Below are 12,275 nucleotides of genomic sequence, written 5' to 3'. Positions count from 1 at the left end.
TCAAACTGGACCGTTCGACTCCCTTGTTTCTTGTTTTAATAACCCGCGCCAGTATTTTGGCCTGGCCCATTTGAGCCGCCCGGCGTGCCAGAGCCGGCATTGTAATTGCTGCCAGCATTTGTGCCTGGACCAGCATTGTTGCCAGGGGCGGAGCCGGTTGTGCCGGCTGAGCTGCTTGAAGTGGTCGTGCTGCTTGAGCTGGTTGAAGTGTCGATTGAATCAGTCTTCACCTTCTTGGTCTTCAGGCCCAGGGCCTTTCTGATCAAGTTACTGATTCTCTGCCGCTCTGAAACAGAAATCTTCTGGTAAGAAACGCCATCCTGCATGTAGCCCGTCCCGTGAGTGTAGTCGGTCTTCAAGTTCTTCGTGGCGGCAACATAGTTTTTGGCCAAAGCGGTCATATCGCTGAAGGTCAAGTCAGTCTGCACCTGTTTGGACAATGATGAGATAAAGCTGGAATTGAGCAAGGTCGTCGCGCTTTCCGCCTTCTTCAAAAGTGCAGACAAAACTTGCCGCTGCCGCTTTTGCCGACCGTAGTCACCTTGCGGGTCGTCATAGCGCATACGTGAGTATGCCAAAGCCTTGGCCCCGTTCATGTGGGTCGTTTTGCCCTTGGTAAAGGTATAGCCTTCATAGCTGAAAGACAGCACCGGAGCAATATCGATCCCGCCAACCTTGTTGACAATGGTCTTAAGCCCGCCCATATTGATCAAAACGTAAGCATTGATTGGAATATTGTAGTACTTCTTCAAGACCTTGGCCAATTCCTTGGCATTGCCGTAAGCATAGGCCGCGTTCAACTTGGAAGGCGACTTGTCCGGATAGTCAGGCAGATTGACCTGTTGGTCTCTTTCGAAGCTGACCAAAGTCGTCTTCTTGGTCTTAGGGTTGATGACCGCGACCATGATTGAATCAGTCCGTCCCTTGTAGGTTCTGCCCAAGGCCCCGGTGTCTGTCCCCATCAAGAGGATCGCGATCGGCTTGGAGCTGCTGATAACGGAATTCTTGCTCCCATTTTCAGCACTGCTGATCCCGCCGGACTTGTAAGCTGAATCTGCCGCGTTCTTCACCGTATGGTACTCATAGTAGGCAAAGCAACCGATCCCTACCAGGAGAACGCCCAGAACGCTCCAGAAGATGCGCTTGATTTTGCCATTCTTCTTTCGCTTGCCGACTCTGGTATTTATATCCTTGTCATTTTTCAATATTTTCACCAGTATCCTATTCTTTTGAGATAAAAATCATTATCTTCATTATAGTTAAACTTGAATCAAATGGATGCTGACGACAATTTTTTTATCTTTTTTGAAGAGTATTTTCACATCTTGGTCAAAGAAAAAATCCCGCTGATGCGGGATTTTTTTGTTTAATATTAGAAGTTTGCGGACTTGATGTACTTGCCGCTAGCTACAGCGTAGAACTTCTTGCCTTGGAAGATGACTACTGAGCCGTAAGTGTACTTAGTGCTCCCCTTCTTTTGCAAGCCCTTGAGTGCCTTAACCTTCTTGCCCTTCTTAACATAGATGTAGGCATTCTTCTTAAGAGTACGCTTCTTGCCGACAGTAATGTTGCCAGCCTTGATATACTTGCCGTTGCTGAGCTTGTAGTAAACCTTGCCCTTGATAATTCGGATGCCGACAGACTTAGTGTACAGGCCCTTCTTGTAGGTCTTGGTCTTAGTACGCTTGCCCTTAGCTGAGTAAAGTGCAGCGTTGTGCTTCAAACGGATGTAAGTACCAACCTTCTGGTAGCTGATCTTAGCACCTGACTGCTTGTCAAACATGTACCACTTGCCGTTGATCTTCTGCAGGCCATACAGCATTTGGCCGGTCTTAGGACTGTAGTAGACAGTCTTCTTTTGGCTGGCGATGTACTGGAAGCCAGTTTGCATCACGCCGGTCTTCTTGTCAAACATGTACCACTTGCCGTTGATCTTAATTTGGCCAGTAACTCTTGCGCCTGAACCTGGAGCGAAGTAGTAAGTCTTGCCATTGATCTTTTGCAGACCGTACAGCATGTGACCAGTAGCTGGGTCGTAGTAAACAGTCTTGTTTTGGCTGGCGATGTACTGGAAGCCAGTCTGCATTACGCCGTCTTCCTTGCTGAAGAGGTACCAGTAGCCGTCAAGCTTAATTTGGCCGCCAAATCTTGCACCTGAACCTGGAGTAAAGTAGTAAGTCTTACCATCAATCTTCTGCAGGCCGTAGAGCATGTGGCCAGTTGATGGGTCATAGTAAACCGTCTTGTTTTGACTTGCCAGATATTGGAAGCCAGTTTGCATCTTGATTGAACCGTCGTCGGTTGAGTCGTTATACAGGTACCAGTAGCCGTCCTTGTTGACTTGGAAGCTGAAGCTGTCAGTTGACCGCTTGGCTTCCTTTAAAGATGCGGCTGCCAGTTCAGGCTTAGGACTGTTTTCGTTCCAATCCCAAACACCTTGGTCAGTAACCGAGTTGGCCAAAACTGTTGTCTTGTCGCCATCGATCAAAACCAAGAAGCTTGGCCCAAGAGTCGAGTTGAGCCCCTTGCCAGCGACTTCACCCCGGTTACCCATGTAGGAGTTGACCAAAACAACGTGGTTGACGAAGTAGTCCTTGTCATAAGTTACGCCATTGACCGTAATCTTATCACTCTTTAAGTTAGCTGGATTAATCTTGACTACATAGTATGAGTAGGTAGCAGTCCGCCAAGTAGATGGTACTGAAGCACCTACAACCAAGCCATCACCGTTTAAAGGAACATAGTCCCCATCAACCTTGTCAGAAACAAACCCCAGCATAGTGACGTTATCCCCAACCGCGATGTTGGTATTAACAGCTAAATCAGTGTCAGCTGCGTGGTTAACCCGGGCATCGACAAAGAGGTAGTACTTGCCATTCAATTTGACCAAGTCAGGACGTTCAATTTCGTCCCCTGACAATACAGTCTTAACCAATGGATTGTAAAGAACCTGCTTACCATTTTCGTCAGTAGCTACTTTAGGATTCTTAGGGTCACTCATGTCAAGCTTGAGCAAACCAATCGCACTGTTGCTTACGATCGCTCTAGTGTACATGTCGGTACTGTTGAGTAACTTGAACAATTCACTTACGTTGTAAGCAGCGTTGCCACCGTATCTGCTCCAATCGTACAGATTGTCAGCTCCTTCTGGATCGTCGCCGAGATCACCAGTAGCAGTTTCAAAGGCGAGATAGTAACTGCCATCGCTGTCCTTAAAGACGTGGCCATCACGCATTTGTGGGTTGTTTGCTCCACGGTTTTCGCTGTTCTTCCATTGTTCATAGTTTTGGTAAACAGTACCATCACCGATAAAAAGTATGTGGTCATTTTCAGTGTTCTTGATGTAAACACCGTCAGCGTTTTGGCCAATATTTACGGTGACAGTAGCAACTCTTTGGTTATTACTTTCTTGAACAAGAACATTAGCATAAAAGAGCTGGATTGAACCATCTTCATTAAGCATGGCAGAACCGGACCATTGACCAGTAGATGGGTCATTGTTGTAGCCAAAGATTGAGCCAGCAACTTTCCAATTAGCAAAGTTGTTATCACCATACTTGCTGTAAAGCAGGTACAGGTGACTGTCGCTCTTGTGCGGAATCCCCATCATTGCCACGACCAACTGGTAGCCATTCCAGTTTTGTACGTAACCAGTTTCCGGGTCTTGCACTGGCCAAGAGTCCCAGATATCCATGGTTGCTTCTTCACCTGTCTCCGCGTCCTTGACCTTTTCCAAGCCAGGCATATTGACAACTTTCTCACCATTAAAGAGCGGGATTTGGGAGCTACTGTCACGGTTGACAATCTTTTTGGTAATTGAATCATAATCCTTAAAAGTATACTGGTTGTCGTCCGTCTTGTTCAGAACCATCTTGTTCAAAGCAGCAATCTGCGTATCAGTCAGCTTGTCCAGTTCCAAGGTACTGCCTTCTCTTAAAGCGGCAGCCACGATTTTCTTGCCAGTGTCATTCAGTTTTGCATAGTTGTCTTTGGCAGTTTGCGTGGTTAGGTAGCTGTTAATAACCGAGCCTTCGCCAATGTTTTCGTTTGAGACGTCTTCGCTGACGTTTTGCTTGCCCAAATCCGAAGTCTGGTCGCTAGAAGTATTGCCAGTTGATGAGCCGGGATGGGTCTGAGTATTGTCACTTGATGAACCAGGGTTGTCAGTCGTGTTCCCAGTACTCTTAGTGTCCGGATTGGTGCCAGTAGTAGTGCCAGTTGAACCTGGGTTAGTTGGATCTGGAGTACCAGTGGCCGTGCCAGTTGAACCTGTGGTGCCGGTTGTAGTGCCAGTAGTACCTTGGTCGGTATTGCCAGTTGCTGCGCTAGTTGTCCCAGTATTTGTGGTACTAGTATTATTGTTAGTACCAGTTGCAGTATTGTCATTAGCTACAGTAGTAGCCGCAGTAGAATTGTTGGCTGTGGTGGTAGTCGTAGTAGCAGTAGTGGCGGCTGTAGTTGTTGCCGCCTTAACCTCAGTCGTTGCCTTGTCAACAGTATCAGCCTTAACGGTTTGTGCCTTGCCCGCGCCAGCAAGTAAACCGATGGTCATTGCTGACAGCATCAAATAATCCTTGCCGAACAGGTTGCGTTTCTTATCTTCCTTTTTCATAGCCTTAAGTTTTTCCTCTAAAATATAGTCTATCTATTACTTAAAAATATAGAATATTTACACATTTTACTCAGCCAGCTAACAAGCACACTAAGCAATGGTTTTATTTTACAACAATTCTTTCACATTTTTTATAACGTTCGTTTTAACTTATCTATTTAAAGGTAAATCGCTTTACCGTGACCGTTTTCCTCTGATTTTTCTTAAAAAATTAAACCTCATTCATTCCGAGCCGTTTGATATGACCCCCGAAATTAGGACACTAATTTCGGGGGTTATTTTCATGACTAAATACACTAAAGAAATCAAACTCGCTATTTACCACGAATGGGTAGACGATCATAGAAGAGGCACCTACCTCAGCCGAAAATATGGGATGGAGCGCGGAGGAATCCAATATTTGGTAGACTTGATCCAAAAGCATGGCGAAGACATTTTGGATCGCCCACAACAGAAATATACTGCTGATTTCAAGCTTGCTGCCATTGATAGAGTTCTGCTAGGTGGTGAAGCTCTTAGGCAGGTTTCCTTAGACTTAGGGCTTACAAATACAGGAATTCTTGCAAATTGGCTTCGCTCTTTCAAAGAAAACGGGTATACTGTCATTACCAAGAAGAAAGGTAGACCACCCAAGAATGCCCAAAAGCAAGGACAAACAACGGATCAAAGAGCTGGAAGAGCAGGTAAAGAGGCTTACAGTCGAGCTTGCATACATAAAAAAATTGGAGGCCTTAATTCAAGAACGGAAGAGCCAAGAAAAGAAGAATTAGCTCGTGCAATCACTGAATTAAGGCAAGAATTGCGGCTTAGCGTTAAGTACATTATCGACGTTATCAATGCCAACCCTGGATTGCCTCATATCTCAAGAAGTAACTACTACTACCAAATCCATAAGCCTGATAAGGATTCTGGTAACCAGAAGCTGATGGATAGAATCAAAGAGATCTTTCTTGAACACAGCCGACGCTATGGGTACCGGCGAATTTACGGACAGCTTCGCCGGGAAGGCTATGAGATCAACCATAAGAAGGTGCAGAGGCTCATGCAAAAGATGGGCTTATTCGCCATCGCAATCCGCAAGAAACGTAAATACAGCAGCTATTACGGCGTTCAAGGCAAGATCAAGCCAGACTTAATCAAGCGCAATTTTTACGCAATTATTCCGGACAGACATTGGTTTACCGACGTGACTGAATTCCATCTTAAAGATCAAAAGCTCTACCTTTCTCCAATTATCGATGGTTGTACCCAAGAAATCATCTCCTACAACATTTCTAGGCACCCAGACCTTAAGCAAGTGATGACTATGCTAGATGACGCATTTGAGAAGCACCCGGCTCTTAACGGGCTTATTTTCCACTCAGACCGTGGCTGGCAATATCAGCACCAAGCATATCAAGCGGCTCTGGCTAACAGAGGGATCGATCAGAGCATGTCCAGGTTGGGTAATTCTCTTGATGACGGCTTAATGGAGGGCTTCTTCGGCATTCTTAAGCGGGAGATGTTCTACGGCCAAGAACATAAATACAAGGACTTAAATGAGCTTGAACAAGCTATTCACAAATACATCGATTACTACAACAACGTAAGAATCAAGACAGGACGAAAAAACATGACCCCGATTGAATATCGGAATCATGTTTTAACAACCTTAACGGCGTAATACTAAATTGTCCCAATTTTGGGGGTCACATCAGTTCAGCTTGTATTTTTTATTCTTTCTCTATCCAATCATGTTAGAATGTCAAAGTTGTTTGTTCTAACACTAAAGTGATTTTGTAAAGAAGAGGAATTTCCGTGAAGAAAACACTGCAAAAATTAACGGCCCTCCTGCTGGCCTCAGCCAGCTTCCTTGTAGCCAGCCCCGCAAAGGCCAGCAGCCTGGCTGAGCAAAACTACCAGGGCAAGAAAGTCATCACCGTCAACCGGAACCGGCCAACTTTTTCCAAAAAGGCCCTTTCAACTGAGAAAGGCGCCTGGCAAAGCTACCATAACTTGGACTCTTTAAACCGGGCCGGGGAAGCCGATGCCATGCTGAACAAGCGGCTTATGCCGACCAAGGCCAGAGAGCCCCTTTACTGGAACCCAACCGCCTGGCACAACAAGAAGATCGCCGGCGGCTGGCTCTACAACCGCAGCCACTTGATCGGCTACCAGCTGACCGGGCAAAACAACAACCCCAAAAACCTGATCACCGGCACCCGGCAATTGAACGACCCGGGCATGCTCAAGTACGAAAACCAGGTGGCCAGCTACCTTAAATCCTCTAGCCGCCACTACATCCGCTACCGGGTCAAGCCGATCTTCCGCGGCCGGGAGCTTTTAGCCCGCGGGGTTGAAATGGAAGCCCAGTCCACTGGCTCTAACGCTGTCCGCTTCCACGTCTACATCTTCAACGTCCAGGACGGCGTTAAGCTCAACTATTCAAACGGCACCAGCGTGGTTACCGGCGCGGCTAAAAAGACGGTTGTCAAAAAATCCACTTCTTCCAAAAAGAAGATCAAAACTTCTACTACTGGCCGGATCGTCGGCAACCGCCGGTCCAAGATCTACCACGTTCCAGGCCAGGCTGGCTACCACATGAATTCAGCCAACGCGGTCTATTTCCGCACCGAAACAGAAGCCAAAAGGGCCGGCTACCGGCGGGCACTTCGCTAAGGCATATTTCTTGAATTTTTGCAAGGGCCTGTGTAATATTGGCAATAGGAAAAGGCAAGAGAGATGAACCTACCTTTTCCTGTGAAGGTTTTATATCATACTCTTTTCTTATTGCATTTTTACACACATACTCTTTTATCTTATTTGTACACTTTTGGTACAACATGTTGGCATATTAGGCGATTCATTTCTAACATTTCTAACATCTTTCGCATTTTTACCGATTCCTTTCTATTCATAAATGCACCGAAGCGCCATATGCCACCCCTTTTACACATCTATTCAAAGAGGAGTCCCAACTAAGTTGGGGCCCCTCTTTTATTTTATTCAGTTTTCTTCTTGCTAGACTGCTTTTCAGCCTTCTTAGCCGTCTTCTTTTCCGTCTTCGTCTTCTTAACCGGCAGCGGGCTCTCTTCCAGCTTGTTCAAGCTGATCTGGCGGAGCAGCTTCTTGAAGTGGACTTCTGCTCCAACTTTTTCCACCTGTCCCCGATTCCCCTTGAACCAGTAAACGCCGCTGGCGTCTTGAAACAGGCAGACCAGGTCAGAGCCGGCAGATGCACCAGTCAAAGTCCCCTCAGTTTCGCCCGCCGCCACCTTCTTCCGGTAAAAATAGCTGGGCTTAGCTCCGCCAACTGGGAAATAGCTAGGCAAGCTGCTTAAAGTAACCCGGCCGCTGGCCGCTACCGCCAAAACCAACAGGTCACTCACCGCCTGCCCGGTCTCATTGTCGATCTCCAGCTGGAGCTGACTGCCTTTTTCTTCCGTCTCCCAAACGTTTAATCCCGCCGCCGCGCTGGCTGCTGGCAGGTCCTGGTTGGCCTCTTTTAGTGCCCCGTTCTCCTTGGCCAGTCTGGAATTCTTCTTCTTTAAACTTGAATTGTCGCTCTCCAATTTGTCCAGCCGCTTTTTAAGACTTGATGCCTCACTGCTCTTGGTCCGGCTGGCCTGGTAGAGCTGGCCGGCCAGCTTGCTGTTTCTCTGGGTCTGCTTGGCGGCTTGCGCGCTCAGCCAGACGCTGGCCCCCATGGCGACAAAGCCCACGACCAGGGCTAAGACTGTCAGCCAGGTCAGCCAATTTTTCTCCTTCATCGTTCTATCCCCCTTATTTTTCGAATATCACCCTTTCATTATACTACCTTTTCATGAAAAGGCTTACGCTTTGCAAAGCAAAAGAAAAAGGCGGGGACTTCCCGCCTTACTGAGCATCGCGCTCGGCGATATCGCAGCGCATCAGCTTCTCAATAATGTCAATGTATTCCCGCGGCACTTGCCGGCCTTGATAAGTGAGGCGCACATCCCGGTCGGTCAAATCGACCACCTTGCGATCAATCAGCCCTTCCTGCTCCAGTACTTCCACCGGCAGACCAGCCAAAATACTGCTTCTGGACACGCCAAAAACATTCGCTATCTTCTCAACAGCCTTCATCCGCGGCACCTTGCGGCCAACCTCCCAGTTGGAAACCGTCTGCTTGCTTACTCCCAAGGCCACGGCCAGCTCCCGCTGGCTCATTCCCCGCTGGCGGCGCAGGTCTCTCAAATACTTGCCAATCGTGTTCTTATCCATCCAAAGTCACCACCTGTCATAAGCATAGCATAAGTTATGACGAAATGAAATGTTTATGAGAGTGATTTGCCTTTTTTTAGAAAAGAAAAAATAAAAAGAAGTCTGCTGGCGCAAACTTCTTCATAAATCTCTTTACTTGGTCATTTCTGACTTCTTTTCCCGCATCATCAAGGCGTCAACGGTTTCCCGGGCGTCGGCACCGTGGTTGACTACGGCATCAACGGCAAAGACGATTGGCATTTCCACGTCATACTTCTCAGCCAGTTCCAAGGCAGCTGGAATGGCATTGATCCCTTCAACGACCATGCCCACTTCCTTCTTGGCTTCTTCAGCGCTCTTGCCCTTGCCGATCAAGTAGCCGGCATTGTTGTTCCGGCTTTCCTTGCTGGTGGCGGTAACGATCAAGTCACCCATGCCGGCCAGGCCGTCAAAGGAGTCTTCCTTGCCGCCCATCTTGAGGCCCAGGCGCTTGATTTCCGCCATTCCGCGGATGATCAAGGCGGCCCGCATGTTGTCCCCGTAGCCAAGTCCCGAGCAGATCCCGCTGGCCAAAGCAATCACGTTCTTCAAGGCCCCGCAGAGCTCAACGCCCAGGCGGTCAGAGTTGGTGTAAACCCGCATGTTCTTGTTCATGAAGACGTCCTGGACCTTTTCGGCCACGTCTTGGTCTTCACAGGCGGAGACGATGGTGGTTGGCAGGTCCTTGGCCACTTCTTCAGCGTGGGTCGGGCCAGACAGGGCAACGTAGTGGACATTGCCATGCTTGCCATCCTTGTTTACTTCGTCAGCGATAACTTCAGTCAAAGTCAAGAGAGTGTCCGGTTCGATCCCCTTAGCCACGTCAACGATGATCTGCCCATCTGGAATAAACGGGGCAGCAGTCTTGGCAGTTGAGCGGACGAAGACTGATGGTACGGCGAAAAGGATGATGTCCTTGTCTTGGCAGGCTTCTGCAATTTCCTTGGTAAATTTAATTTCGTCAGGAATAACCATACCTGGCAGGTTCTTCTGGCGACGAGTTCTTGAGAGTTCGTCGACTTCTTGCGGCAGGGCTGACCAGACGGTCACTTCATGACCAGAGTTGCTGAGCATCCGGGCCAGTGCCATGCCCCAAGTACCTGCTCCCAAAACACCGATTTTTGCCATATTATTACCTCACTTAGTTTGTTGATTCCTATTCGCGGCAGACAAACTACTGCCGCTGATCTAACCTATTATAGCACTCAGCCGGCAACTTTCTCTTTACCCCCGGCCTAATTATTAAAAAATTAGCCTCTACCAACGCAAAAAAAGACGTTTCCCAATTGAAACGCCCATTAGAGAATAGCCATATTAAAAAGTGTAAACAAAAACAGCTATGAATTTATCTCCAAGTGAAAAACTCAAGAGTTTATTAAAAGCAACCGCTTACTCTTGCATAGCCTATTGTATGATGTAAAATAGTCTTTGACAAGAGTTTTCGTGAATTTAAACATTTTTTATGCACCTTTTTTCAAAAGGCGAACAACTTTTTCCTAATTGCTTTCTCAGTTTTATAACATTTTAACAATTTGTAATAACACTCTCCGCTATAGTATACTGAACAATAGGATTATTCGTTAGCAATTTGAACAAATCCGCAGCCAGTGACATTATAACTAAGTCGAAAACATATTATAGTAAAAGCAAGGTGCAATTCAGCAATGTTTAAACAGCTTAGGAAAGCAAATCAAAACGACTACTTGCTCATCGCGGCCACTTTGATTTTGCTGGCCGTCTTCAATCTCAGCTTGCTCAGCTACGTCCAGGAGCAGCAGAAAGCTGCCGAGCGCGACCAGGCCCAGGCCCTGGCGGCCGGTTTCTCCCGGACCTTGAAGGGTGAGATCAAGAATGCCTTGACCCTGTCAACAACTCTGAAGGAACTGGTTTTAGCCAGCAATGGCAAAGTCCAGAATTTCTCCACCGTGGCCAAGGACCTTTTAGAAGAAAATGAAGCAGCCAGCAACCTACAGCTGGCGCCTAATGGCAAAGTCACCGAGATCTATCCTTTAAAAGGAAACGAAGCAGGCAAGATCAACCTTTTAACCGACCCGATCCGCGGCCCTCTTTGCCGCTACGGGATTGCCCACCAGGTCACCGTGACTCAGGGGCCGATCTCCCTTAAACAGGGCGGGAAAGGCGTGGTCATGCGGACGCCGATTTTTATCAAGAAAAACGGCAAAAAGCAGTTCTGGGGCTTCGCCATCGTAGTGATGAAGATTCCTCAGACCTTCTCCTCCACTGCGGCCAACCTTAAATCAGCCGGCTACAGCTATGAATTGGAAAAGCAAGTTTCTCCCTTAAATACCAGCTACAAGCAGGTCATGCAGCAAGGCAATCTCCATGAACCGATCAGCTACAGCTTTACCACTGCCGACAACAGCCACTGGCTCTTGAGAATCGCTCCAGCCAATGGCTGGCGCTACACTAAGTGGAACTGGTTCATGGGCTACCTCATACTCATCGACTTCGCTATCGCGGGTCTCATGCTCTGGGTGATCAACCGGCGGATCAGCGGGCGGATCCTGGAAAGAGAAGCCACGCTTGATCCTTTGACTCAAGCCTACAACCGGCAGGGCTTTGACTGGAAGCTGTCGAGCCTGTCTGTTAAAAAGCAGCCCGAGACCACGGTGATCATGCTGGACATTGACGATTTCAAGTCAATCAACGATGTCTTTGGCCACCAAACCGGGGACGCGGTTTTAGTCCAGCTGACCAGGAATTTGAAAAAGTGCTTTGGGCCCAATGCCATCATTGGCAGAAACGGCGGGGACGAATTCGTCGTGGCACTTCCTGGCAAGATGTGTGACAACCAGGAAGCTATCAAAGGCCTTTCTGTTTTAAAGCAGGAAGTAGAAAGCAACGGGGAGGAAATTCCTTTCTCCGTCTCCATCGGCTACAGCGAATTCCCAGGCCAGGCCAAGGACTATGAGGAGGCCTTGAAGTTCGCCGACGCTGCCTTGTACGAAGTAAAAATTGCCGGCAAGAACAATTTTGCCAGCTACAAGTCCAGCTTGTCGGAGAAGAAGCACCGCAACCAGTTGGGCCTGGGTCTGAGAGCCCTGGCGGCCGGCGACCCAACTCCTCTTTTGGTCATGCAGATGGATACCAAAGAGGTCATCTACGTCAACAAGAGTCTGCTGGAATTGTTTGGCTGCGAGCTGTCAGCTGACTTTTATGACTACTATGGCCAGTCCCTGCTCAACTTGGTTTCACCAAGCGACAGAGACAGGATCAAGGAGGAGTTTACCGACTTTGTTGAATCGGCAGCTGATGAAGAGCGTTTTAGGGACGACTGCCAGATTTTGACGGCGGACGCCCGGACCCTGCGCGTCTTCTGCGACATGAAGTATTCTGTCAACCAGCGCTATGGCGCCTTGGTTTATATCAGTTTTATCCTTAATTAACGGAGGCAGAAAAA

8 protein-coding genes are annotated in these 12,275 nt (G+C 47.9%); 3 read left to right on the top strand and 5 right to left on the bottom strand.

What is annotated here, in order from left to right; all coding sequences use genetic code 11:
- Positions 1-35: 35 nt before the first annotated feature.
- Together ACYVUV_RS00985 and ACYVUV_RS00980 are read right to left on the bottom strand one after the other, a co-directional pair.
- Positions 36-1,214, bottom strand: a complete 1,179-nt coding sequence (locus tag ACYVUV_RS00985; RefSeq protein ID WP_439775486.1) for an LCP family protein — start codon at positions 1,212-1,214, stop codon at positions 36-38.
- Between the two features lie 158 nt (positions 1,215-1,372).
- Positions 1,373-4,612: a glycoside hydrolase family 68 protein gene (locus tag ACYVUV_RS00980; RefSeq protein WP_439775487.1), complete on the bottom strand. Its 3,240-nt coding sequence runs from the start codon at positions 4,610-4,612 to the stop codon at positions 1,373-1,375.
- Between the two features lie 283 nt (positions 4,613-4,895).
- On the opposite strand from ACYVUV_RS00980, the gene ACYVUV_RS00975 reads away from it, so the two are divergent.
- Together ACYVUV_RS00975 and ACYVUV_RS00970 are read left to right on the top strand one after the other, a co-directional pair.
- Positions 4,896-6,275: an IS3 family transposase gene (locus tag ACYVUV_RS00975; protein ID WP_484498894.1), complete on the top strand. Its 1,380-nt coding sequence runs from the start codon at positions 4,896-4,898 to the stop codon at positions 6,273-6,275.
- Between the two features lie 134 nt (positions 6,276-6,409).
- Positions 6,410-7,270 carry a DNA/RNA non-specific endonuclease gene (locus tag ACYVUV_RS00970; protein WP_484498915.1) on the top strand — a complete coding sequence of 287 codons (861 nt, stop codon included), beginning with the start codon at positions 6,410-6,412 and terminating at the stop codon, positions 7,268-7,270.
- 323 nt (positions 7,271-7,593) lie between these two features.
- On the opposite strand, the gene ACYVUV_RS00965 is transcribed toward ACYVUV_RS00970, so the two are convergent.
- From ACYVUV_RS00965 to ACYVUV_RS00955, 3 genes are all read right to left on the bottom strand, one after another.
- Positions 7,594-8,361: a hypothetical protein gene (locus tag ACYVUV_RS00965; protein ID WP_484498914.1), complete on the bottom strand. Its 768-nt coding sequence runs from the start codon at positions 8,359-8,361 to the stop codon at positions 7,594-7,596.
- Positions 8,362-8,467: 106 nt separating this feature from the next.
- Entirely contained in the window at positions 8,468-8,836 is a 369-nt protein-coding gene (locus ACYVUV_RS00960) for a helix-turn-helix domain-containing protein (protein WP_439774734.1), read from the bottom strand.
- A 132-nt stretch (positions 8,837-8,968) separates the two neighbouring features.
- On the bottom strand, positions 8,969-9,982 hold the full coding sequence (locus ACYVUV_RS00955; RefSeq protein ID WP_439774735.1) for an NAD(P)H-dependent glycerol-3-phosphate dehydrogenase: 1,014 nt from the start codon (positions 9,980-9,982) through the stop codon (positions 8,969-8,971).
- 536 nt (positions 9,983-10,518) lie between these two features.
- Here ACYVUV_RS00955 and ACYVUV_RS00950 point away from each other — a divergent pair.
- The gene (locus ACYVUV_RS00950) at positions 10,519-12,261 is read left to right on the top strand and encodes a diguanylate cyclase (RefSeq protein ID WP_439774736.1); all 1,743 of its coding nucleotides are present in this window, start codon (positions 10,519-10,521) and stop codon (positions 12,259-12,261) included.
- Positions 12,262-12,275 lie beyond the last annotated feature (14 nt).

It is taken from the genome of Lactobacillus sp. WILCCON 0149, assembly GCF_057197965.1.
The sequence above is the reverse complement of the archived record's forward strand: the minus strand, read 5'-3'. Positions and strand labels throughout refer to the sequence as shown.